Source organism: Azospirillum sp. TSO5, from assembly GCF_003116065.1.
GTDB lineage: Bacteria > Pseudomonadota > Alphaproteobacteria > Azospirillales > Azospirillaceae > Azospirillum.
On the sequence record NZ_LGQY01000030.1, the window covers coordinates 15939 to 38672 of the forward strand.

General features: G+C 65.1%; 22 protein-coding genes and 2 pseudogenes. 20 read left to right on the forward strand and 4 right to left on the reverse strand.

The window, feature by feature from the left end; all coding sequences use genetic code 11:
• Positions 1-97 precede the first annotated feature (97 nt).
• The 14 genes from TSO5_RS08860 (at position 98) to TSO5_RS32650 (ending at position 11569) form a co-directional block, all read left to right on the forward strand.
• Positions 98-535, forward strand: coding sequence for a hypothetical protein (locus TSO5_RS08860; protein WP_146203707.1), 438 nt, complete (start codon positions 98-100; stop codon positions 533-535).
• A gap of 386 nt (positions 536-921) precedes the next feature.
• Complete coding sequence (locus TSO5_RS08865; RefSeq protein WP_146203708.1) at positions 922-1884, forward strand: GNAT family N-acetyltransferase; 963 nt, start codon at positions 922-924, stop codon at positions 1882-1884.
• Positions 1884-2600: a GNAT family N-acetyltransferase gene (locus tag TSO5_RS08870; RefSeq protein WP_109151248.1), complete on the forward strand. Its 717-nt coding sequence runs from the start codon at positions 1884-1886 to the stop codon at positions 2598-2600. Before TSO5_RS08865 ends, TSO5_RS08870 begins: the two co-directional genes overlap by 1 nt.
• On the forward strand, positions 2597-3457 hold the full coding sequence (locus TSO5_RS08875; protein WP_109151249.1) for a glycosyltransferase family A protein: 861 nt from the start codon (positions 2597-2599) through the stop codon (positions 3455-3457). The genes TSO5_RS08870 and TSO5_RS08875 overlap by 4 nt, the downstream gene beginning before the upstream one ends.
• Positions 3438-4307 carry a queuosine salvage family protein gene (locus tag TSO5_RS08880; protein ID WP_109151250.1) on the forward strand — a complete coding sequence of 290 codons (870 nt, stop codon included), beginning with the start codon at positions 3438-3440 and terminating at the stop codon, positions 4305-4307. Before TSO5_RS08875 ends, TSO5_RS08880 begins: the two co-directional genes overlap by 20 nt.
• An 8-nt stretch (positions 4308-4315) precedes the next feature.
• A complete protein-coding gene (locus TSO5_RS08885) occupies positions 4316-5023 on the forward strand; it encodes a PIG-L family deacetylase (protein ID WP_109151251.1) in 708 nt (235 codons plus the stop codon).
• Positions 5020-5757: a hypothetical protein gene (locus TSO5_RS08890; protein ID WP_109151252.1), complete on the forward strand. Its 738-nt coding sequence runs from the start codon at positions 5020-5022 to the stop codon at positions 5755-5757. The genes TSO5_RS08885 and TSO5_RS08890 overlap by 4 nt, the downstream gene beginning before the upstream one ends.
• 9 nt (positions 5758-5766) lie before the next feature.
• Positions 5767-6672 (forward strand): glycosyltransferase, encoded by a 906-nt coding sequence (locus tag TSO5_RS08895; protein WP_109151253.1) that lies wholly within the window; start codon positions 5767-5769, stop codon positions 6670-6672.
• A complete protein-coding gene (locus TSO5_RS08900) occupies positions 6669-7418 on the forward strand; it encodes a PIG-L family deacetylase (RefSeq protein ID WP_158282384.1) in 750 nt (249 codons plus the stop codon). Before TSO5_RS08895 ends, TSO5_RS08900 begins: the two co-directional genes overlap by 4 nt.
• 185 nt (positions 7419-7603) lie before the next feature.
• Positions 7604-7798, forward strand: coding sequence for a hypothetical protein (locus TSO5_RS32150; RefSeq protein ID WP_146203710.1), 195 nt, complete (start codon positions 7604-7606; stop codon positions 7796-7798).
• Positions 7799-7957: 159 nt separating this feature from the next.
• Positions 7958-9544 carry a S8 family peptidase gene (locus tag TSO5_RS08905; protein WP_109151254.1) on the forward strand — a complete coding sequence of 529 codons (1587 nt, stop codon included), beginning with the start codon at positions 7958-7960 and terminating at the stop codon, positions 9542-9544.
• A 10-nt stretch (positions 9545-9554) separates the two neighbouring features.
• The gene (locus TSO5_RS08910) at positions 9555-10910 is read left to right on the forward strand and encodes a hypothetical protein (RefSeq protein ID WP_109151255.1); all 1356 of its coding nucleotides are present in this window, start codon (positions 9555-9557) and stop codon (positions 10908-10910) included.
• Positions 10911-11272: 362 nt separating this feature from the next.
• Positions 11273-11407 (forward strand): hypothetical protein, encoded by a 135-nt coding sequence (locus TSO5_RS33640; RefSeq protein WP_282183500.1) that lies wholly within the window; start codon positions 11273-11275, stop codon positions 11405-11407.
• 3 nt (positions 11408-11410) lie between these two features.
• Positions 11411-11569, forward strand: coding sequence for a hypothetical protein (locus TSO5_RS32650; RefSeq protein WP_158282385.1), 159 nt, complete (start codon positions 11411-11413; stop codon positions 11567-11569).
• Between the two features lie 417 nt (positions 11570-11986).
• On the opposite strand, the gene TSO5_RS08915 is transcribed toward TSO5_RS32650, so the two are convergent.
• Positions 11987-13519 (reverse strand): 3'-5' exonuclease, encoded by a 1533-nt coding sequence (locus tag TSO5_RS08915; RefSeq protein WP_348981054.1) that lies wholly within the window; start codon positions 13517-13519, stop codon positions 11987-11989.
• Positions 13520-13644: 125 nt separating this feature from the next.
• Between TSO5_RS08915 and TSO5_RS08920 the strand changes: the two genes are divergently transcribed.
• From TSO5_RS08920 to TSO5_RS08935, 4 genes are read left to right on the forward strand one after another with little or no spacing between them, the layout of a single operon-like run.
• Complete coding sequence (locus TSO5_RS08920) at positions 13645-14874, forward strand: site-specific integrase (RefSeq protein WP_109151256.1); 1230 nt, start codon at positions 13645-13647, stop codon at positions 14872-14874.
• Positions 14871-16406, forward strand: coding sequence for a site-specific integrase (locus TSO5_RS08925; protein ID WP_109151257.1), 1536 nt, complete (start codon positions 14871-14873; stop codon positions 16404-16406). The genes TSO5_RS08920 and TSO5_RS08925 overlap by 4 nt, the downstream gene beginning before the upstream one ends.
• On the forward strand, positions 16399-18786 hold the full coding sequence (locus tag TSO5_RS08930) for a hypothetical protein (protein WP_109151258.1): 2388 nt from the start codon (positions 16399-16401) through the stop codon (positions 18784-18786). The genes TSO5_RS08925 and TSO5_RS08930 overlap by 8 nt, the downstream gene beginning before the upstream one ends.
• Positions 18779-19252, forward strand: coding sequence for a hypothetical protein (locus TSO5_RS08935; RefSeq protein WP_109151259.1), 474 nt, complete (start codon positions 18779-18781; stop codon positions 19250-19252). Before TSO5_RS08930 ends, TSO5_RS08935 begins: the two co-directional genes overlap by 8 nt.
• Before the next feature lie 138 nt (positions 19253-19390).
• Here the strand turns inward: TSO5_RS08935 and TSO5_RS08940 are convergent.
• The 3 genes and pseudogenes from TSO5_RS08940 to TSO5_RS08950 form a co-directional block, all read right to left on the reverse strand.
• Positions 19391-19621, reverse strand: a pseudogene (locus TSO5_RS08940) (transposase domain-containing protein); the annotation flags it as partial.
• Between the two features lie 19 nt (positions 19622-19640).
• Entirely contained in the window at positions 19641-21713 is a 2073-nt protein-coding gene (locus TSO5_RS08945; protein WP_109151261.1) for a recombinase family protein, read from the reverse strand.
• Positions 21700-21885: a hypothetical protein gene (locus TSO5_RS08950; RefSeq protein ID WP_109151262.1), complete on the reverse strand. Its 186-nt coding sequence runs from the start codon at positions 21883-21885 to the stop codon at positions 21700-21702. The genes TSO5_RS08945 and TSO5_RS08950 overlap by 14 nt, the downstream gene beginning before the upstream one ends.
• Between TSO5_RS08950 and TSO5_RS32915 the strand changes: the two genes are divergently transcribed.
• The gene (locus TSO5_RS32915) at positions 21830-22276 is read left to right on the forward strand and encodes a hypothetical protein (RefSeq protein ID WP_199230836.1); all 447 of its coding nucleotides are present in this window, start codon (positions 21830-21832) and stop codon (positions 22274-22276) included. The genes TSO5_RS08950 and TSO5_RS32915 overlap by 56 nt on opposite strands.
• Positions 22198-22422: pseudogene (locus TSO5_RS08955) on the forward strand (transposase domain-containing protein); the annotation flags it as partial. The gene TSO5_RS32915 and the pseudogene TSO5_RS08955, both read left to right, overlap by 79 nt.
• Positions 22423-22734 lie beyond the last annotated feature (312 nt).

Here is a 22734-nt window from a genome sequence, read left to right on the forward strand (position 1 = left end):
TCGGTTACGATCCGGTGCCGCTGCGACGATGATGACAGGCGACGGATTGGGGCCACCGATGTGACACCGGCGGCCGGACGGATCGCAGGAACGGGGGATGCTTCGCGTGCGGCCTGCATTGCCATTGCTGTTCTGTCTGACCTTGGCGGCATGCAGCTGCGTCGACGGCGGGTTCCTGACGGTCGGCGTGGCAGCCGCCGACACCAACAGCTGCGGCGAGCCGCAGACCATGCAGATCACCCCCAACAGCCATACCCTCTCCAGCAGCCTGTCCAACCCCAACAACGCCATCCAGATCGCATTCCTCACCGGAGAGGCGACCTATTGGACGGCCATGGTCTCCACCGCCAACCTCACCGTCTCGCTGGCCAACAACCGGGGCAATGCCGTCGTCACCTTCCAGCAGGGGCTGACGATCGCCTTATCGCCGAAAGGCGAAGGCAAGGGCTTCGACCTGTTCCTGGCCGGCACCATCATCGATGACACTACTGTCTACACTCTCACCGGTGCCTATCTCGGTGCCTTCCGCTGCTGATGGATGACCGGTCAAATACAATTGCATGACTAACTGGCGATTCCTAATACTATGAGCTGCAAAATGGAATATTTTATTGCATAATTGCAGCCACATTGCGTACTGTATTCACAAAGATCAGCAAGAATACGCCTGAATTCTATTTATTTACGATCAATCGGAGGTTACTTTGGCTGATTCAAGCCGGATGCCCAGCCGCTTTGCTGGGTTATTACTCGCCGTGTTCCCGGACCGGCCTTCGCCTCACGACATCGACGCACAAAGTCGCGACGACTGCCGCCTCGCCAGGGCAAGAGGTTAGAACAGGTTCCGGTTCGAACCGGGCCGGATCATGTTTCCGGCCGCCATCGACCGGCGCATCCCGAGGCGACGACAGGAGCACAGCGTTGCCAAACCCCATTCGAGTGTTCGCGGAACCGGCTTGGCTGGACCGCGTGGCTGCGGCGTGCCGCGCCGCGCCGCGCCATTCCCTCACGGTGCCCGGTCCCGATAGCCGCCGGATCGGCGTGCCCGTCGTTCAGGACAGGTTCCGGCTGCCCGGCGGCGAGCAGCTGATGGGATGGCGGGTCGGCGCCGTCCATTACACCGATTACCTCGACTTTCCGGACCTGGAGACGTTCGGCGAGCAGGGGCTGCGCGGGCTCATCGACGCCGCGCGGGAGACCGGCTGCGCGTTCGTCCTGTTCTCGCACGTACCGCGCTCCGGGAGCCTGGGCGGGCTTCTCCACGGTGCAGCGCGCCGGGAAAAGGGCTTCCACACGCTCGCCTGCCAACCCACCCTCGGCGTCGATGCGACCATGGGGAGCGACGCGTGGTGGGAGTCGCGCGGCAGGGAAAGCCGCCGCCGCCTGGACCGCTACCGGCGGAAGGCGCTGGAGGCGGGCGCCGTCTTCGCCATCGAACCCGCGACGGAGGAGACTCTCGAAGCCCTGCTGGATCTGCAGAATCAGCGATCGCAGCAGGCGGGCCTCGACAGTTTCGCCGCCATGCCCGATTTCGCGGCACTGATCCGCTCGTTGGCCGGAACCGGCATCGCGCGGGTCGCCACGCTGCGGCTGAACGGCGAGTGCGCCGGCATCCTGCTGTTGCTCGTGGACGTGGACGCCGTCGGAATCTACGCGCAGGCCTTCGCGCCGCGCTGGCACCAGCTCTCTCCGGGAACCGGGCTTTTCGTCTACGTCATCGAGGACGCGTTCCGCCGCGGGCTGCGCTACGTCGACTTCCTGCGCGGGGACGAGCCCTACAAGCGACACATGGCGACCACCACCGTGGTCATGGACAAGCATCTCTGGCTGGCGCCGGACGCCCCACCGAATGCCCTCACATTTTTCGAAGGCCTGATCGAGTGATGTGGCGCAGCCCGTATCAGAGCGCCGCCTTGGCCGACGCGCTGGATGCCGCCGGGATCGACACCGCGGCCGAGGAGGGGGTTATCGCCACCGGTCTGGGTGGCGCTGGCCTGACCGCCTGGGAACTGGCCCGCGCCGCCGGACGGCCGTTGCCGTGGCGCGCCTTCGTGTTCAGCGACATCCTCCCGCTCGACGCGGTGCAGTGGCGGCCCGGGAGCTACCACACGCTGCTGGCGGAAGACGAGGCGGGGTTCTTATCCGCCTGCCGCCGCAAGATCGAGGCGGCGCGGCGGGCGGGCGTGACGGTGGTGTCGGGCGGCGCGGCGACGGACGCCCTGGCCCTGTTCGCCGCCCACCCGCAATTGCGCGGCGATCTGGACGGCGACCGCTTCGCCGCGCTTGCGGACGCGGTGAGGGCTGCGGGCGTGGGCGAGCTGTTCGCCGCCCGCACACCCGAAGGCGTTCCCTGCGCGGCCGCCCTGGTGCTGCGGTCGCCGGATATCGTCAACCTCCGCTTCTCGGCCGTGGATCGCCGATACGGGCAGCTCCAGCCGATGCGCCTGCTCATCGCCGCCATCCGGAACAGCCACCCTGGCCATATCCTGGATCTCAGCGGCTTCACCCCGCCCGCACTGGCCGATGCGCGGGGTCAGTCCATCAACCGCTTCAAGCGCGACTTCGGCCATCGGGTCGCCCTGTTCGAACCTGAGCCATGACCGATCCCCACTCCCCCCTGTCCATCGTGATTCCCTGCAAGGACGACTGGGCCGTCGTCGATTGCGTCGCGTCGATCCCGGACGGCTTTCCCGTCGCGATCGTCTTCAACGGCTGCGCAGACGGCTTTCCAGAGGCCGCGCTTGCGCGGATCCGGCGCGGCGGCGTCATCCACCGGGTGCTCGATGAGGCCAACCTGTCGCTGGCGCTGGAGACGGGCGTCTGGATGGCTCCCGGCGACCGCGTCCTGCTGATGGACGCAGATTGCGTGTTCGCGCCGGGAGCCGTGGAGGCGGCGGCAGCAGCCATGGACAGCGGCAATTCGCTGGATGAGGTCTTCAAGGGCCGCGTGCTGTTCCGCGATGACGGGGGGCTGAGAAGCCGACTGGTGGCCCGTTCCCGCCAGCATCACACGGCGGAAGTGCTGACCGCCTACAAGCCGCCGCTCGCGATTGACCGGCGCATCGCCGCGCGCATCGGCGGCTATCTCTTCGACCGCCGCCTAGTGTGGCGCGAGGATGCCGACCTCGACCACCGGATCCGGCAGGCGGGCATCGCCATCCGGCCGGTGGAAGGCTGCCTCATCCACCACGAACCGCTTGAAATCGCCTCCGACCTGCGAAGCACCTTCCGTTACGGGATGGGAGAGGCGCTGGCCGACGCGCTGGGCAAGAGGCTGACCGATGTGCCCCGCTCGGTGCTGAGTACCCTCCGCAGCCAGGGCATCCTGCCGGCGCTCTACATGCTGTTCCGCAACCGCGTCTACACGGCCGGCTATCTCTGGACGAAGCTGCGGCTGCTGACCAACGCCGACTTTATCATCGACGAGGATCCCCGCCGTGTCACGCGACGTTCTTGAAACCGCCCGTGCCATCCTTTCCCGCCAGCGGGCGGTCCGCCTGGAGCCCGGGGCCCTGTCGGCGCTGTGTGCGCAGGCCCCCGAAACCGGGACCATCCTCCAGGCCCCCGACGACCGCGGAACGGCCCTGGCCCTCCTGTTCGGGCCGGTGAACTACTGCTTCTTCACCGCGCAAGGCGCACCCTACCACCCACATGGCGCGGCGCCGGGCGGATCGGCGGCCCTGCGCCGCGCCATGGCGGAGGCGACCATCGACTGGACCGACCTGCACGCCGTGGCGGACCTGCCCATCGACCGCTGGCGGACGCTTGTCGGCGGGCCGCTGTACGACACCGACGGACGGCACGCAAGGCTGACCGGATTTGCACGGCATCTGCTGGCGCGCGGCCGGCGCCGGACCATGGACGCGCTGGCCGCAATGCCGACGGCCGGGACCCTGCTGCGGGGGCTGGTCGACTCCGGGTGCTTCGCGGATCCGTTCCTGAAGCGGGCGCAATCCACCGTCTTCGACGTGTCACAACTGGCCGAGGCACGCACCGGCCGGCACCTCGATGGGATCGAAGGGCTGACGCTGCTGGCGGACTACCGGCTCATTCAGCTCTTTCTCCACGCAGGCGTGATCGTCGTCGGGAGCGAAGCGCTGAAGCGTCACATCCTGGAACGCCGCCCCCTGGCAGCGGACGCGCCGGAGACGCTGGCGCTGCGGGCGGCGGTCGTGCTGAGCGGCGAGTTCCTGGACGGCGGCTTCCCCGCCCTGTGGGACAAGCGCCTGTGGAACCTGACGAAGCGGCTGGAGGCGGAAGGGATGTTGCGCGTTCCGCCGGTGCTCGTGCTGACCGACCAGTTTTAGGGGAAACCATGCGGATTCTCGTGCTCGCCCCCCACCACGACGACGAAACCATCGGCTGCGGCGGCACGCTGGCCGGCCTCGCCGCCGCCGGTGCCGAGATTCTGGTCTCCCATGTGTTCGACGGATCGACCGGCATCGCCGGCCTGACCACCGCCGCGTGCCGCGAGGCGCGCCGTGCGGAGGCCGCGGCGGCGGCGGCGGTCCTCGGCTGCCGGCTGCTTCCGGGCCTGGACATGCCCGACCGCACGCTTCACGAGCCGGGATCGCTGATAAGGCCGCTGATCGCGCTGCTGCGGCGGACATGTCCGGCGCTTCTGCTCGGTCCGCATGCCGGGGATCGCGATCATGAGCACCGGCTGGTCGCCGCGGCGATGGAGGAGGCGTTCTGGATGGCCGCGTCTCCGATGTTTCCGGAGCTGGGCGCACCCTGCCCACCCCTTTCGGCGCTGCTCGGCTACGAGGTGTGGACGCCGATCGGTGATGCCGCCCTCGCCGTCGACATCGCCGCCGGGGCCGAGCGCAAGCGCGCCGCGCTGTCGTGCTACGCAAGCCAGGACCACGCATCGGGCTGGCCGGCCGGGGCAATGGGGCTATCCGCCTATCGGGGGACGACGCTGCTCGGCGGCGGCATTGCGGAGGCGTTCACGCTGCGCCGGATGCGGCTGGGCGCCCGAGAGTTGATCGATCTGTTCAACCTTCCAGGAACGGTAAAATGATGGATGCGTCGGATTTGCGCGGGGCTCTCGCCACCAACGGTCTGCAAGCGGTCTCGATCACTCCCGTCGAAATTCGGGAGGAGCGCTGGGTGTGCCTGGGCTTCGAGGAAGCCGGCCATGACAGGGGCGATTTCATGCACCTCGCCCTGCTGCGCATGCCGGACGCAGCGCTGGACGAGGCGGAGGATCTGTATGCGCTGGTGCGCCAATACTTCGCCGGCCGCCGCGGCGTCTGCACCCGGCTGCACTCCGAATGCCTGCTGGGCGACGCCATGGGATCGTCGCTGTGCGACTGCGGCGACCAGCTTCAAGGCAGCCTCGGCCTGATGCGGCGGGAGGGCAGCGGGATCCTCGTCTATCTGCGCCAGGAGGGGCGCGGCATCGGCATGCGGGCCAAGCTGGACTGCCTGGCCCGCCAGTTCGGCGTCGTCGGTGGGCGCCGCGTCGCGGAGCCCCTGTCGCCGGACATGGCCAACCTGGCCGCCGGCTATGATGTGGATCACCGGGATTACCGGGCCGCCGCCGGGCTGCTGTCGGCGCTCGGCGTGGGTTCCGTCCGGCTGGTCACGGGGAACCTGGAAAAGGTGAACGGGGTGCGCCGGCACGGCATCTTGGTCGACGAACTGATCGACGTGTGGTCCCCCATGCTGTCGGATACGGCGTGGCGCGAACTGAAGCAGAAGGAAACGAGGCATTACCGGTACGCGCGGCACGATCATCGTCCGGCCGAGTGATGGCATGCCATGGCGGTCCCCTTGTCCAGCCCGGCCTTCAGCCTCGTGTTCAACCTGGACTCCGGCGTCACCTGGGCGGCGTCGCTGGACCGTTGCGCCGCCTCGTCCGGCATTCCCCGGCTGACCACGCCCGAAGACGACCGCACGGGAACCGTCGTCTATCTGGGGGACCGGCTGCCGCCGCGGGCGGCGGGCCGGCGCGAACTCTACTTCCTTGCGGCCTGCTCGCTGCCGCCCAACGACGGCGAAGGCGATTGGGCGGAGGAGGCCGCCAACATCGCGCGGGTCGACACCGTTCTGCTGGTCAGCACGAGCGAACGCGACAAGGTGGTGGCGGCCGGCAGTCCCCCCGCCAAGCTGCAGATCGTCGGCGCTCCGTTGCAGGTGCTGGCGGACCGATGGCCGGCGGCGGTCCGGCGGGTCAGGCGCCGGGTCTGTTTCATCGGCCAGCTCCGTCCGATCAAGAACCCGGCCCTCGAGGTGGAGGTGGTGCAGGCCTTGCTTTCCCATGGCTACGAGTGCGTCCACATCGGCTGGCTCGACCGCGATTGGCGCGACCGTCTGGAGGGTGCCGGGGCGCAGATCGTGACCCCAGCCGGCCGGGACGCCTTTCTGGAGGCGGTGGCGCGCTGCGGCTTCTATGTGGCGACCAGCTTTTCGGAATCGCTGTGCCTGTCGGCGATGGAGGCGGTGGCGCTTGGGTGCGTTCCGGTGGTGCCCGATCACAGCGGCTTCCGCGACTGGTGCCCGGCGCGCTACCGCTACGCGGCCTTGACTGTCCAATCCGTCATCGAGCGTCTGCTCGCCCTCGACAACGCGGGAGAGACCGGTCCGGGCGGAGCGGTCCTCGACCACTATCACCCGCGGCGATTCTTCGACCGGATCGATGCGATGGCGCGGGGGCTGGTTCCGTGATCGGTCGGCGCGACGAGATCCTGGTCGTGTCGCCCCATTGCGACGATGCCGTTCTGTCGCTGGGAACGGTGCTGGCGCACGCCCGGCGCCCCGTCCGCGTGCTGACGGTGTTCGACAGGTCCCGGTCGACCATCGACGGCACTCCGCCCGGAGAGGTGACGGCGCTCCGTCATGCCGAGGACGCGAGGGTGGCCGCGGCATTCGGCCACCGGTTCGACTACGCCGGGCTGCCGGATTCAAGCGTGCGCGGTGTCGCCTGGGACGATGCCCGTGCACCGCTCGACCGCGCCCTTCTGGCGCGGGCGGCACGCTGGCTGTCGCTGCGGCTGGCGGAATCCGGCGGTTCCGCGCCATTATACCTGCCGGCGGCCATCGGTATGCATCCTGACCACCGGCTGACGCTCCTAGCGGCGCTGATGGCGCTCGGCCGAAGCCGCCGGCCGGTGATGCTCTATGCCGAACAGCCCTACCTGCTCATGAGCACCCACGATCATCGCCTGCGCTGTCTCATGGCGGCGCGGCGGGCGGTGCGCCTGCGCATCCGGCCGGCTGCAACCGCCACCATGCTCGCGTTCTACCCGTCCCAGCTCTCGCCGGAGCGCCGCGCCTTCCTGTGCGGTGCCATCAGGCATGAGGTGGTGTGGGAACTGAAGCACCGGGACGCCCGCCGCATCGCCCGGCTCGACCGGCGTGCACCCCTGCGGCGCCCGGCCGCCTCGGCGGTTCGCCGCAACGGCACGGTGTGATGAACGGCTTTGGCGTGGCCGGTGCCGTTGCCCGGCCGGACCGCCGCTTGGCTCAGAACCGTGCGCACGGCGATGCGTAGTCCGTCAGACAAAGCCGCGTCGAAGCCCAACCCCTCCGGACCCGCACTCACCGCCTTCGCGCGGTCCCAGTTGCAATATTCGGTGATCTGGATCGCGTCCGGCCGATGGGCGCGGACCGTGGCGGTCAGGTCGCGGCAGAAACCATCGCCGCCGAACGTGCTGGCAACGCTGATCTCGTCATAGCGGAATCCGTCTACGTGAAACTCGTCAAGGCAGAACCGGGCATCGCCCACTACGCACTCGCTCTGTCCGGATATCGACAAGTTGAAGGTGCCAACAGGCGGTATTGGAAGTATTGAATACAGTAGCATGCATCTTTGCGATGGCACCGACAGACCAAGTTTGCAGAAAATCGCTCGGCTAACTTGACGGATTTCGGTTGAATGAGTCAGATTCACGGAAAGGTACAGCGGTACTGTGCCGTGCGACGGTCCTTCAACTAGGAAAGCAGTGAAATCATGAGCGATGACTTTCCGTCGGAGGGTGAAGATCAGCCCGAGGACGGAAAACGCCGCAGGAAGCGTCAGGAGTTCGACCCCAGCATCCTGATGACATCGGTGGTTGCCATTCCGCTTCAAAAGGAAATTGACAAGGCCAGAGGGCGGACGAAGCGCTTCGACGTGGTGATCGACCTGAACCTGGATTACCCAGGCGGTCGCCGCAAGGCTTCGGAAGCGGTCGAATCGATGGTCCGCGAGTTGTCGAGCGCGGCTGGAAACAGTCGCTATCCGGTTGGTATCGACCAATCGAAAAGCAAATTGAGCGAGCAGTACATTTTCGCGACCCTGACAGGCGCGATGGTGCGGCAACTCGCGTCCATGGACGCTGCCCAGGCCAAAATGAAGGGAATCAGGGCGATCCACCGCATTTGGCCGGATTTCGAAGTGCGGGGCCTTATCACCCAAACCTGCGCAACCGTTAAAGCGGATGCGGCCACCAATGCCTTTTCCGCCCAAGGCAACGGGATTACGTGGGCGGTGATCGACAGCGGAATCGACGGCACCCACCCTCATTTCGCCAACAGCATCTTCGAACTTGACGAAGCCCTGCTGCACCGCGACTTCACCTGTCCGCAAGACGATCCCGAAACCTCGTCCAAGCGGGCGCTCACCGACGAGTACGGCCATGGCACACATGTGGCGGGTATCCTCGCTGGGGAAGTGACGGCCGATGCCCTGTATCGCCTCGACGGGATGAATGAGAGAAGGCCGGCCGTCATCGTCGCCGAGCGGAGCGTCATGGGGGAAGACGGCCGCCCGAGAACGCTGACCGACACGAAGACCCCCCACATCCGCGGCATGGCCCCGAAATGCAAGCTGCTGAGCCTTAAGGTTCTGAACGAAAAGGGAAAGGGAAACGTCAGCAGCATCATCGCGGCTCTGGAGCATGTACAAGATCTCAATGGAAATGGACGGCGGCTGCGCGTGCACGGCGTCAACCTCTCGGTCGGATACGATTTCGATCCCGAATGGTTCGCCTGCGGACAGAGCCCGATTTGTGTCGAGGTCAATCGCTTGGTAAGATCGGGCGTCGTTGTTGTCGCCGCAGCCGGCAACACGGGCTACGGATGGTACAATTCGCAAATGCGCGGAGTGGTCGGCGCCGGCATCGATTTGTCGATCAACGATCCCGGCAACGCGGAAGCGGCGATCACCGTCGGATCGACGCACCGGAACATGCCGCACATGTACGGCGTCTCCTATTTCTCTTCCAAAGGACCCACCGGCGACGGTCGGATGAAGCCGGATTTGGTCGCTCCCGGAGAGCGCATCCTGTCCTGCGCGAGCAGGCAGCGTTACGGCCACGATGAGGTCGACGGGGAGGGAAAGCTGGTCGCCGCCTATCGTGAGACGAGTGGCACCAGCATGGCCGCTCCGCATGTGTCAGGCGTGATCGCGTCCTTCCTGTCCGTCCGTGGCGAGTTCATCGGCCAACCTGAAAAGGTCAAGGAGATCTTCCTGTCCACGGCCACCGACCTGCGACGAAAGGTGGACTTTCAAGGTCGTGGGCTCGTGGACCTGATGCGTGCCATCCAATCCGTATAAGGAGGCCCTCGTGGAACAGCTTGCCGGTTTCCCCTATAGCCGCATCGAATTCAACCGTGAAGGCGCCCTGTATTCCGTCAACGAGGCGCAAGAACTGGCCCGCGTTATTGGAGAAGAACACTTCACCGATTTGCTGGTAATTTCCCATGGCTGGAACAATGATAGCATCGAAGCGCAGGATCTTTACACAGAGCTTCTAACAAATCTCCGCGCCATCATCGACGACGGGGACCCGCTGCCGAAGACGATGAAGCTGGGAGTGGTTGGCCTGTTCTGGCCGTCCAAGCGCTTTGCTGAAGAGCAGTTCATCCCCGGAGGGGGCGCCGCCTCCGTGGGCGATCCCGGACGTGAGTCGGTGGAACAGGCTCTCGATGAACTCGCAGACGCGGTTACGGCCGATTGCCATCAGAAGATCGAAGAGGCGAAGTCCCTTCTGAACCAAATCCAGAAACCCGACGACACTGGGGCGGCGGCGCGCGCCCGCTTTCTGGAATTGGTCCGCTCTCTTTTGCCCACCAGCGACGATGAAGCCGGCGAAGGCGACCCGCAACTGCTGGCCATGGATCCCGAGGACCTTTTCCATGCTCTTTCCGCCCCCGAACTTTCGTCTCGGGCCCCCGGCGGCGGGGAAGGCGCTGCTTGGCAGGGCGGAAGTCCGGGCATGACAGGGCCGGTTTCCGGCGGAGCCGCAGGGCTTCTTGACCTGATCGGCGGGAGCATGGCCGGTGCGCGCAAGTTGGCCAACTACGCAACCTATTACACGATGAAACGCCGTGCAGGCGACGTGGGCGCCAAGGGGATGAATTGTCTGCTCGGCTGGATCCGACACACCGCCCCGTCGCTGCGCATCCATTTGGTCGGCCACAGTTTCGGAGCCCGCGCCGTCACGGCCGCCGTGAATGGCGAGAAGGATATTGCTCCTTTCAGTCTTACGCTGCTGCAGGGAGCGTTTTCACACAACGGCTTCGCACATCATTTTGATGGCCGCCGGAACGGCTTCTTCAGGAACGTGATCGCCGACAAGCGGGTGTTGGGTCCGATTTGCATCACCCACACCTTCAACGACACCGCCGTACACAGCATGTACGCGATCGCGTCCCGGCTCGCACGTGACGATGCGTCGGCCATCGGAGGCGGCCCGGGCGACGCTTATGGCGGCATGGGCAGCAACGGTGCACAGCACTTGATCGATGGTGAACTGCATCGGGAATGCAAGGTCTTGCTGCCCCGTGGAGGCGTTTATGATTTCTGCGCCCAAAAGGTGCACAATCTTCTGGCAGATGATGAAATCAGCGGCCACAGCGATGTCCGCAACAAGTCTGTCGCCAATCTGCTGCTTCGAATTCTCCAGTGTGAATCGAACTGAACCACGCCGGGTTCACGGCATGGCATAGGGAGGCAAAGAGGGCCAAAGATCGACGCAGTCCGAACTCTGATCCGTTGGACACCGACGGAGTTTAGGCCTTCGAGGTGGAGTCGGAGCAGTTGCGGGAGGAGTCGGTCAGCCCTCCGGTCAGGCACGGCGCGTGCCTTGTTGGGGTGACGCCATAGAACGGGCGAAATTATACGCTGAAACCGTCTCAAACCTGGGGGGAAGATGGTAAAGGGCGCTGGGAAGGGGGTGAACCGGGTGCGCAACGAATATTCGCGTTCGAAGGTGGGCCATTCTCCCGCCTGCTGGCCACCGGACCCTTCCAGTGGCTGGGCGCGCGCTCCTACTCGATCTACATGGTCCATGCGCTGGTCATCGCCATCGTCCAGAAGGGCGCGACCGTGGTCCAGGTGTTGCTGGGCAAGTCGATGTTCGTCGAACGGATGGTCGACGGCCATGAAAGCAGACTGCTATCGTTCGGCGCGCCGTGAACGATGGACCTGCTCGCCATCGTCTATCTCCTGGTGGTCGTTGCGATTTCCGCCTTGACCTACCGTTTCGTGGAAATGCCCGGTCAATCGACCTTCAATGCCTTTTTGCTTAGGACACGCGAACCGGCTGCGATCAAGCAGCAGGTAGCCAAATCCGCTTGACGTTTGACCCACCCTAGAAAAAGTCGATTAAACCAATGGACCACAGGTGAACTGGTTATGTCAGGATTCGCGCCACGCTTCCGAGGGTTGCCGAGAGCTCGGCCATTTCCCAGTTCTCCTCACCCAGAGTGGAGAAGTCGAATACGCGGCCCGCACTGCCTGACACTGAACACGAGCTTCCGCTGCCGGGTCTGTGGGGGTGGTTTCAATCAGCGCACCTGCTCGTTGCTGACCCGCCTGCAGTTGCCTGAGTTGGTCCCCGTTTCACGGACAGTTCTCTAACTTGGTTCGCCCAGGAAGAAGGGCGGACCCAATGACGGGAAAACGGAAGCGAGAGTTCTTACCTTACAAGTAACTGTCGATCGACAGTTACTTCTGCAATGCGCACAGACTCTGGCTAAAAAGCAGGTCGCCGGATCACCAGGCACCCAAGCCGGCAGTCTCGGTGTCGCGCGTCAGGTCGATCAGCGTTCCGACCACCGGCATGTGGATGAAGCAGCCGCGCACCGGGACTCCCGTCGCCTCCTCCACCATGCGACGATAGAGCGACAATTGCGGCGCGTGCGCCAGGGCGCGGGCGGTCCACTGGTCGAAAGCCCCCGGAAAGGCTTTGTGGTCGATGATCACTGCCCCGCTGGGGGCATCGACCAGCAAGTCGATCCGCCCACTGATCCGCTGGAGACCCAGACGCCCATGCACTGGCACCTCCGTTCGCCAGCCGGCTCCCGGCCAGAGCCGCGACAGGGCACGCCACAGACGGTCGCCGACCTCCACCAGATGCGGGGCGGCCGATGCCTCGATCCCCCAGCGTTCCAGCAGCCGCACAGCACAGCACAGCCGTTCCGGCGGAACGGCATCCGGACAGTCGACAGCCAGGAAGGCATGCATGGCCTCGCCCAGCCGCGTCATGTCCACGCCTCCCGCAAGCGGCAGACGGTCTCCCAGGGCGAGCGTCGCCGGAACCGAGCCCGGCGTGGACGCCGGGGCCGGCATACCGGCATGGCTGGGAACAAGGCGGAGCGGTGGATGGTCCGGGAGGGCTGTCGGCGCAGAAGACAGCGAAAAGACGGCGGCCAAAGCAGCGGCGGGTTGCGGCGCAGTGCGATCCTCGTCCTCCGGAGCGGCGAAGGTCATGGCGGTGGCCGGATGCGGCCGTCCGGCGACCTGTATGGTCACCGCGCCCTGTCCTGCCGGAAGAGCCAGGACCGGCAGCCCCTGCGCATCGGTGAGGGCGTCGAGCCAGTCGGTTTCCAGCCCGCCGGCCTTGGTCGGACGCGCCGCCAGGATCAACCGGTCCCGGGCGCGGGTCATCCCGACATACATCAGGCGCACCGCTTCCGCATGGGCGCGGCGGCGGGCCACCGTCATTTCCAGGGCGGCGTCCGCCGCGTTGGCAAGCGGGATTTGAGTGCGCTGCCTGTCATACGGCCAGGGCCAGAATCGCAACCACCGCCCGTCCAGCGGACGCCAGGGGTCGATCGCCGTCCCGTCCTCCGCCACCTGCCCTTCCACCGTCAAACCGAAGGCCGACGGGTCCGGCCCGCCATGGAGGTCGAGCAGGATGACCACCGGCCATTCCAACCCCTTGGACTGGTGATAGAAGTGTCCGGTTTCCGAAGCGTTGCAATCAAACAGGCACGCATCATAACGGAGTGCAACACGCACTGGCGGACAGTACGGTTCTGTCCGGTATTGACCAAGTCGCCTTGCCGGGCAGCGCGCCCGCTCGAAGGCGACACGATCATCTGCAAACCTCGGTAATATCCCCGTGAACAAGGCAAGAGCGTTGGTCGGTGGCAAGGGAGTCGATACGGACATATCCATGGCGTGACGATTACGGGTGGTGGGGACGGTGAAGCAACGCATGACGTGTCGGGACGATGCGCCGGACATGCTGGTCTTCCAGCAATCGGATGGCACGAGAATGGCACGAGGATACGCGAAGCCCATCGGAGGCGAACATGCCGATTTCAGGTTGCAATGCGGGTTCTGCGCCGCCTCAGACGGAAGATAAACTTGCAACAGGACTAACGCAGTAGGATACAGTTCCAGTTGTTGCTGTCCAGGGATGCGCGATGTATCGTCGCTCCATGCCGAAAAAGCGATTGCACCACCCCTTCGTTCCTGCCTCCCTGAACGGATGGCTCCTCGTAAACGAGAATGGCCAGCCGAGGTTCTGGGCTACCGTCTGGGCCGACGTCATCAAGACGGGGGTCGATCACGGGACGCGCGGCGGGTTGCTGGGGGCTGTCGAAAAGCTGTACCGCTTCGCTACGGAGCAGAACGACGGCAAGGACCGGCTGGACGCCATCATCGCCAGCGGCGACTTCGATGCCATCGAGACGGTGCTGGGCGGGTTCCTGGTGAACCTGCGGAACGAATCCGCCTGCGATGCCGTGGACCGGGAGCGGACGTGGCAGACCGCGGTGCTGTTCATCCATGACGTCATGGACCATCTCGGCCGGACCACGAGCGCCGAAATGACCAGGGTGCAGGCGAACCTCCTGCGGCTCCAACATCTCTACGGCCAGATCGCCCCTCGTCCGCCAAAGCCGCCCATGCCGATCCGTGCGCTTCCTGCGGTCGTCGTGGAGGACATCTACGAGCAGTTCAATCCGATGTCGGAGCGCAATCCGTTCCGGACGGAAACGCTGCGGTGGCGCAATTACCTGATCTTCCTGCTGATGCTGCACCTGGGCCTGCGGCGGGGCGAGGTACTGATCCTGCCAGCCGACGCCATCAAGGAGGATTTCGACCCCGAGACGGGCGAGGATCGGCACTGGATCAACGTGGTCGAGACGCTGGACGAGGATCCCCGGTCCGTGGCGCCGAGCCTGAAGAACGCCTTCTCGCAGCGACAACTGCCGATCCCGAAGGATCTCGTTACTCTGGCGGACCGGTACATCCTGAACTACCGCGGTCAACCGGGGCATGCATATCTGGTCAACTCGCAAAAGGGCAAGCCTCTGGCGCTGTCGAGCCTCGCCGAGGTCTTCGCGATCATCACAGCGAACCTCTCGGAACGTGCCAAGAAGGCGTTGACGGACCGCGGCAAGTCTTCGGTCAGCCCGCACGACCTGCGTCATACGGCGGCGGTTGGGCGCCTTGCCCGGTACATCAAGAACGGGAACGACTTGGAGACGGCCATCGAGAAGATGCGGGTCTTCTTCGGCTGGTCCATGATGTCGCAGATGCCGCGCCATTACGCACGGGCGTACTTCGCCACGTCGACCGACGACATTTGCGCGGAGAACTTCGACATCTTCGTCGCAGCGCTGCGTGACGCAACGGGAGAACAAAAATGACAGCCCTCGCGGCACGGAAAACCGACATCGCCGACCGCGTCCGGAGCATCTGCGCCGGATTGCAGCCGTTGCCCTCGTCGGTGCGCTACTACGATGATTTCCAGGGGGCGTTCCAGTCGATCCGGGGCTTTGCAGTGGGAAGCCAGTGGGAGATGGAGGCGGACGGCATCACGTATTACATCGACCTTTTGCCCTGCGGCGAGCATCTCGTGGCGCCCCTGAAACACGCCGCTGTTTGGTTGCTGGCGAAGAGGTCGCCGAGAACCGTGGTGGCTTACTGCGATGGCGTCCGACGGTTCTATGACGAACGTCGCGATATGGCGGTGGTCGAAAAGATGATCGCGCTTACGCCAACCGAATTCAAATCGGAGTGGGTGAACAGAATCGAGCCCTCCGTCAATGGCGCCGAAGCGAAGATGCTCAAGTCCCTTCTCTACATCTTCTGCGACATCGGTGTCGGGCCGTGGTCGAAACACATGCACAATTTCGTCCGCAGCCTGCCCATGCCGACCAGCGACAATTACCGGACCGTGCGCACGGGCGACTGCTTCATGCCAATGGACCAGCAGTCTATGATCATCGACTACCTGGACGAGATTTCGGCTCTTGTCACGGTGAGTCCGGAGCGGGTCGAAGATGTGGACCTTCGCGATGCCTGCATGCTGGTGATCAGCTTCCAATACGCTTTTCGAGTTGGGCAAATCGCTCGGATCAGGATGGCTGACGTTCGCGTGTTCGAAACGGGTGCGGTCCATTTCAGCGCGGTGCTGGCGAAGAAGAAATCAGTGAAGGAGCGAACGCGCGTAACCCGACGAATCAAGCGCGAGTGGTGCCCGTTGTTCATCGAACTCCTGGCGCGGCGGCGGGCGGGAATGCCGATCGGCAAGAATGCCCCGGAGGACTCCTTCCTCGGGCTGGTGCCGATGGATGTCGGTAACCGAATGGGCCTTGTGACCGAACGGCTTACGGGTGAGGCGTGGACCGCGACCGACCTGCGCCACACAGCCGCCCAACGGCAGGTGGATGCCGGGGTGAGCCACACGACGCTGGCTGAATTCCTGGGGCATTCGAACATCAAGACGGGCAACGTCTACTTCGACACGTCGCCAACCCAGGCGCAGCGGGTCAACCATGCGCTTGCGCTGTCGCCGATCTTCTCCACCGTGGCCGAAGTGGCGCGAACGCGGACCATCGACAAGGCGACGCTTCTGGCCGCCCCTGAAGACAAACAGATCGGCGCCGTGCCGCATGGCGTGCCTATCGCCGGAATCGGTGTCTGCGGGGTTGGCCAGTCGCTCTGCACCAAGAACCCGGTGCTGAGTTGCTACACCTGCCGCAAGTTCATGCCGTTGCACGACGCGACCATCCACCAGGGCGTCCTGGACGGGCTGCGTCCGGTCGTTCTCCAGTTCGAGGCGTCGGCAAAGGGGAACGCGGTCAGCCCGGCCTACACACAGTTGCGGCGCACCCTGACGGCTGTCGAACAGGTGGTCGCTGACATCGAGATGGCTGAGGCGGTCGGCCATGAATGAGTTCTATCAGGCGTTCATCGCGACCGCCAAGGAAGCCGCGGCCAAGAATGGGATCCGCTGGAATCCTCCGTGCGATGCGGACGGCAAGATCGTCAAGAGCGAGCGGTGGAACCTCAGGGAAATGCGCGGGTTGCCGCCGCAACCGGCCGTTTGGATCTCGGAGCTTTGCTATCACAGGCCAAGCACCGTGGCGCTGAACGCGCTTCGCGCCGACAAGGGCGCGGCCCCGGTCGAGCAGGCAATCATGCCTGCGGACTGGCGCGACTTCTACCTCGCAGCAACAGTCCACGAACTGCTGATCAAGAAGAACAAGCCCAGCCACGCCGTGAACACCGTGGGCACGCCGCTCCGCCTTCTTGCCGCTTGCGCGAATGACTTGCGCCCCTGGGAGATCATGCCAGACACCGTGACGGAAGCGTACAACGCGGCTCTCCGCTCAGGGGCGTCGGGGAAAGCGGCGATCAGTTTTGCTTTTCTGATCCGGCGGGTGATCGATACACATCACCTCGCAGACCGTTGTCCGCTGGAACGCTTCTGCATTGCCTATGCCGACGAGAACGCCAAGGCGGGCCAGCGGCTGGTAGAAGAGCGAAAGGCGTGGCTCAACAATCACGGCAACCTGGGGAACCTTCGTGAAAACCTGCACGACCGCAAGCGAGAGAGCCGGTTGCCGGAGGAGCGGGCGTTCTGGGAACTGGTCCGGATCGTGTTCACGGAAGCGCCGAAGACGTTCGCCGACGCCATCCGTTTCGCCCAGGTGAAGCTCGCCATCGTGACCGGGTTCCGGGTCGGCGAAAATGTCGTCGTTCCGGCCGACTGGGAGCGGTGGCGCGAATACGTCGACGCCAAGGGGCGGCCCGCCGGTGAACGGGGCGGGGTGTCGCGGTCGCTGATGATCCGGCACTTCGCGGAGAAGCAGGCGGCCGACGAAGGGGTCGAGGGCATCGTTCTGTACGAGACCGCCCAGCATGTGCCGCCGATGTTCGAAGACCTGATCCAGAAGACGCTGGGGCATGTCACGCGCATCACCCGGCCCCTACGGGAACGGCTGAAACGCCAGATGGAAACCGGTCGATTTCTGCCCGAGTATGACCCCGGTGAATTCGTTCACGCTGGCGAGCTATATCCCCGTGTGGCTGGCAGTGCGTGGGTGGCACGGGAGCCGATCCCGCAGATGCTGCTGGAGCAATACCGCCAGTCCTACGATCCGCAGGCGCTGAAGGCCATCCGCGACCACCAGAGGGAGCATGCCGAGCGGTCCGGTCGGGATGCGAAGACGATCCGCTACTACTGGCAGAATCTCGTGACCCATGGACGGACCAAACGGTATCTGACGCCGTACGACAAGCATGGGAACCGCATCGTCGGGCCGATCCCCTGGGACAATTTCTACCTGTGCGTCCGCGAAGTCGAAGAGGTGATCCGGGAGAGGATGCCGACCAAGCATCCGGATCTGGCGCCATACACGTTGGCCGACGGGACGAAACTGTATCCATACGACCTCCTGTTCCTGCTGCCGAACAACTGCAACGCTGACTTCAAGGGCGATGACGTCATCGCCGTCGACGACTACTTCAGTGTCGGCAGGGCGCAAACGTGGGACTTGATGAATATGCTGGGGCCGCGGCCTTTCAGCCTGTTCGCCCGGTACGGGGAGACCGAGGAAGACCGCAAATGTTCGATGACCCCGCATTCGATCCGGCACCTTCAGAACGCCGAACTGTTCCGGCTGGGGGTGGCGGACACCATCATCACGAAGCGGTTCAACCGGCGCAGTGTGGCGCAGAGCTACCAGTATGACCACCGCAGCCTCGCCGAGGATCTGAACGCCATAGACCTGCCGCCGGTCGCCCTGGAGAAGTTGGGGCCGCGGGCGCAGGAGACGTACCGGATGATCGCGGCCGACAAGGTCAGCGGACCCATCGTGGACGAGTTCCGGCGGGTCCAGCGCGAACTGGGGGATGACGCTGCGTTCGAGTACCTGGACGCCGAGGCCGATGGACTGCACGCAACGCCCTACGGCTTCTGCCTCAGCAGCTTCACAATCGATCCCTGCCCGAAGCACCTGGAGTGCTTTGCCGGGTGTCGGCACCTGACCCGGACCGACATTCCCGAGGAACAGCGGACGCTGGAGCGGTTGCGCGACCAGATGGTCCGCATTATCGCCAAGATCGAGGCGGCGCCGACGGACACGGTGGGGCGCAAGAACCAGTTGCGCCACGCCAAGGAGCGGTTGGAGAACATCGAAACGGCGCTGAACGCCCGGCCGGGAACCCAGCCCTTTGCCGAAGGGCCTGACCTGTCCAAGCCAGCCGAGGACAAGCTCGGCAACACCGTCCTGGACACGCGCAAACAGATTCGGCGGGCTTCCTATGACTGACCAGTCCCGCTCCATCGAGGCGCTTGAAGACGCGCTGAACGCCATGCTGCTCGACAACGAGGACATCACGGCCCGAGGCGTCGTGCGGCGCATGAGCGGCGTGTTCAAGAACGCCTCCGACATCACCCGCCATCCCGAGCGCCGGGTGGCCCTGGAGCGGTTCCAGGCGCGGCAGGCCGAGCTTCGGAAGACGATGGAGAAGACCGACAAGGAATCGAAGACGGCGCTGTCAGCGAAGGTCGCCCGCCTGGAGGCGGAGGTGGCGCGGATGACCCATCAGCGCGACCTCCTGATCGCCTCCCACAAGGCGATGCTGCTCGCCGTCGGCGAGGTGGGCGGCATGAAGGCGTGGAAGAAGTTCTTCGACCGCCACCAGGACGTCGTAGAGCAGCTTCAGAAGCTCGGAGCCATGCCGGAGGCGGAGGTGGTGCCGGAACCCGCAAAACCGGGGCCGGAGGAGTGGTGAAACACGAGCGGACCTTCGCCTCCGCCGAAATCGTATGACACCAAATCCCACGGATCAAAACCCATAACGCACAGCAACAGCCCTAAGCGTCCAGGCAATGCTTCGGGGTATGGGGTGAGATCAGTGTAAGCGGTGTTTTCAGGCCACGGCGGGTTCGGCCTGCCGGGCAAAGGCCCAGGGCAGCATCTCATGAAGCTTGGTGATCGGATGTCCGCTGGCGAGTTTGGTCAGGACATCGGCGAACCAGGCCTGCGGATCGACACCGCTGAGCTTGCAGGTTTCCGCCAGCGACGCGATGGTCGCCCAGTGTTCGCCGCCGCCGTCGCTGCCGGCGAACAGAGCATTCTTGCGCGTGAGGGCGATGGTACGTTCATTATGCCCCTCTTCTTCAAGTGTCTGGAAACATTGAAAGTTGATCCTTGGAACCGAGGCGGCACGGCTCGCCTTTGCGTCCAACCGCGGCAAGGACACGCTGATCCTGAAGGTCCGAAGCACGGATCTGGTAGGGAGCGCCGGGCACGACCTGTTCGGCGACGATCAGGCTGGCATTGATGAGGCGGACGAGGCGGTGGCGCGAAATCCCGAGCGCCGCCGCGGCCTCATACTGGGTCAACCATTCGCCATCCTTCTCCGCGGACCGATAGGCATGAATGCCACGAACCCGTCGCAGAGAGCCGACGCGGTGTGCGGTCCAGGATTTTCCCTGCCCGGTGCGCATACCCATCCGGTTCAACTGCGCGGCGATGTCCGCATCCGACCAGCGCGTCGCCATGCTGCGGATCACCGCCATCGCCTCCTCCGGCGTCCGGCAGCCGTGCTCGCCGGATTTCGGTTTGGTGAGACGCAGCTGCGAGTGCTGCCCGCCCTGCCAGTGGATGGTGAGGATGACTTCGCGCGCCGCCTCGTCGACGTCGGCGATGATATTGACGATGAGGGTCCGGAGCAGACGCTGACGCGCCCTGGTGGTCACCGTCGGCGCGTTCCAGGCGGCCTGCAGATCATCGGCCAGTCCGGCGAAATCCGGAACCTCGGCCACCGGAACAGGAGCCGACACGGACGCGACCCGGGCCTCGCAGGACTCGACACGCCGGAGTGCCGCTTCCCAGTTCTTTTCCAGCTGCGCGGCAATCAGCCGGTTGTCGGGATCGCAGGCGGCGTAGCGCCGTTCCGCCAGTGACGCCTCGTAGCGCGCCTTCTGCAGGTCCAGCTCCGCCAGCCGCCGTCGCTCGGCTTGGTGTTCCATATGCCTCCGCTCGGCTTCCAGCGCGGCCTCGATCGCCATCGGCTCGACGGCTCGGAGAAGTTCGCCGGCGACCACCTCGTCCACCCGGGAACTCCCGAACCCGAGACATCGTGGCAGTCCCAGCATCTGGTGAGGACGTTCGCACCGGTATATGGCCTGGCTGGGCTGGCGGCCGCGATACGACACGGTCAGTCGCCGTCCGCACCGGGCACAGCTCAGGACCCCGATCAGCAGGGCGCGTCCTCCACGCCCTGTTTTCGCGCCGCCGGCCTGGCCGTAGGCGTTGGCGGCGAGCAGGGTCTGGTTGCGCTCGAACTCCTCCCAGTCCACGTAAGCCTCGTGGTGATCCTTCAGCAGAACCTCCCATTCTTCAAGCGGCTTGCCGTGGCCATAGCTCCTCCGCGCCCGCCCTTCGACGATTTCGGTGCGGTGCTGGCTCTTTCCGTAGACGTAGGCGCCGGCGTAGAAGGGGTTCTTGAGCACGCTGATGACGTTGCGATAGCGGACCGGCGTCCAGTCAAAGCTGACCAGCCTCTTGCCGTCGGACGGTCGCGGGAAGCAGACCCCCTCCGCCGCCAGCGACAGCAGGACCTGACGTGCGCTGCCCAACTCCCGGAAACGGGCGAAAACAAGTCGGATCGCCTCCTGGACCCGCAGATCGGGATCGAAGCCCAGACCGATCTCCCGGTGCCAGACATAGCCGATCGGCACGCTGATGCGCAGTTCGCCCCGCCGCGCCTTGCTGCGGGCGGCATCGAGCATCCGGGTCCGCAGCACTCCCAGCTCGAACTCGCTCATGCTGCCCTTCATCCCCAGCAGCAGCCGATCGTTCGGTCGCCCCGGATCGTAGACGCCGTCGAGGTCGATGACCCTGGCCTCGACGAGTCCGCAGAGTTCGAGCAGATGGTGCCAGTCTCGGCCGTTGCGGGCGAGCCGGGAGGCGTCGAGGCACAGCACGGCACCGATCTCACCGGCACAGAGCGCCGCCACCAGCCGCTCGAACCCGGGCCGCGCCGTGGTGCCGCTGGCCGAGCGTCCCAGATCGTCGTCGATCACCTCGACCCGGCGGAACCCACGGCGCTTGGCCGCGTCGACGAGTTCGTACTGCCGGCGCTTGCTCTCCAGGTTGGTCTGGACCTGCGCCTGGGTGGACTGGCGGACGTAGACCACGGCCTTGCGCTTGAGCACCGACGGCGGCAGGAGATCAGGGTTCGCCATCGTCACGCTCCCCGGTTCCGGCACCTGCGGCTTCCATCAGGAGAAGGGCCAATTGCACCACCGCCGCGGCGCGGTCGGCCGGGCTGATCGTCCGCAGCCTTGCGGTGTCGAAGGCCATGCTGAACTGGCGCCGGGTCTTGGCCCGTCGTGTTGATGCTGACGGCGTCTTCATGTCGCTCCTCCGGGACGATGATCGCATCGTCTGGAGAGCTTCGCCTGAATCCGCCGTCGCTCAGTTGACGCTGAAGGTTGATGAGCGCTTCCACCGCGACCCGCGGCGTACCGAGTTCCATGCCGGCGCAGATGACAGGGTCCAGCATCCATTCCGGCAACACCGTGATGATGCCGGATGCCGCCTCGACGAAAACCAGATGGCCGATGGCGCGCGACTCGCACCACATCACCCGGACGCGACGGCCATGCAGCGGATGCCAGCGGTAATGGACGTCAACATCCTGCCCGGCATGGGCACAATGGACGGGCGATTGCCATCGGGAGGAAGGCGTGGCTGTTCTGCGGATCCGATCGCGGCGGACAGCGGGCGGCGATCATGTACGGCCTGATCACCACGGCCAAGCTCAACGACGTCGATCCCCAGGCGTGGCTCGCCGACGTGCTGGCCCGCATCAACGACATGCCCCAAACCCGCCTGCGCGAACTCCTGCCCTGGGAATGGAAGGCAATCCGCGAGCAGACGAAAGCTGCCTGACCGCGGCACTCAGCGGATGCTTACGGCGCTGCGCCGTCAGCGCCAGCCAGTGGGCACCAGGCGCAGGGCCTCGACATTGACGTGCTGGCGACCGCGGTGGAGATCGAGGAGCCGGCCGGGCCGGTGCTGGCCCAGCCGAACGCCGCCGGCATGCCGGCAAGGTGGCCATGGCCCTTTTCGCGACAGCGGCCGTACGCTCCTTTGATAGACATCAGCTGGTTTCATTGTCCGGCGAGATTTATCAGCGTCGCCGCCGCGGGTAACCAGGCTGGGCCAGTCGCTTCGCCATACCCCACTGCCCCAACGCAAATG

Coding starts and splice junctions, on each gene's coding strand:
- TSO5_RS08860 (WP_146203707.1), top strand. CDS start 98: ATGCTTCGCGTGCGGCCTGCATTGCCATTGCTGTTCTGTCTGACCTTG.
- TSO5_RS08870 (WP_109151248.1), top strand. CDS start 1,884: ATGTGGCGCAGCCCGTATCAGAGCGCCGCCTTGGCCGACGCGCTGGAT.
- TSO5_RS08875 (WP_109151249.1), top strand. CDS start 2,597: ATGACCGATCCCCACTCCCCCCTGTCCATCGTGATTCCCTGCAAGGAC.
- TSO5_RS08885 (WP_109151251.1), top strand. CDS start 4,316: ATGCGGATTCTCGTGCTCGCCCCCCACCACGACGACGAAACCATCGGC.
- TSO5_RS08890 (WP_109151252.1), top strand. CDS start 5,020: ATGATGGATGCGTCGGATTTGCGCGGGGCTCTCGCCACCAACGGTCTG.
- TSO5_RS08895 (WP_109151253.1), top strand. CDS start 5,767: ATGGCGGTCCCCTTGTCCAGCCCGGCCTTCAGCCTCGTGTTCAACCTG.
- TSO5_RS32150 (WP_146203710.1), top strand. CDS start 7,604: ATGGGCGCGGACCGTGGCGGTCAGGTCGCGGCAGAAACCATCGCCGCC.
- TSO5_RS08905 (WP_109151254.1), top strand. CDS start 7,958: ATGAGCGATGACTTTCCGTCGGAGGGTGAAGATCAGCCCGAGGACGGA.
- TSO5_RS33640 (WP_282183500.1), top strand. CDS start 11,273: ATGGTCCATGCGCTGGTCATCGCCATCGTCCAGAAGGGCGCGACCGTG.
- TSO5_RS32650 (WP_158282385.1), top strand. CDS start 11,411: ATGGACCTGCTCGCCATCGTCTATCTCCTGGTGGTCGTTGCGATTTCC.
- TSO5_RS08915 (WP_348981054.1), bottom strand. CDS start 13,519: ATGGGCTTCGCGTATCCTCGTGCCATTCTCGTGCCATCCGATTGCTGG.
- TSO5_RS08920 (WP_109151256.1), top strand. CDS start 13,645: ATGTATCGTCGCTCCATGCCGAAAAAGCGATTGCACCACCCCTTCGTT.
- TSO5_RS08925 (WP_109151257.1), top strand. CDS start 14,871: ATGACAGCCCTCGCGGCACGGAAAACCGACATCGCCGACCGCGTCCGG.
- TSO5_RS08930 (WP_109151258.1), top strand. CDS start 16,399: ATGAATGAGTTCTATCAGGCGTTCATCGCGACCGCCAAGGAAGCCGCG.
- TSO5_RS08935 (WP_109151259.1), top strand. CDS start 18,779: ATGACTGACCAGTCCCGCTCCATCGAGGCGCTTGAAGACGCGCTGAAC.
- TSO5_RS08945 (WP_109151261.1), bottom strand. CDS start 21,713: ATGGCGAACCCTGATCTCCTGCCGCCGTCGGTGCTCAAGCGCAAGGCC.
- TSO5_RS32915 (WP_199230836.1), top strand. CDS start 21,830: ATGCTGAACTGGCGCCGGGTCTTGGCCCGTCGTGTTGATGCTGACGGC.
- TSO5_RS08950 (WP_109151262.1), bottom strand. CDS start 21,885: ATGAAGACGCCGTCAGCATCAACACGACGGGCCAAGACCCGGCGCCAG.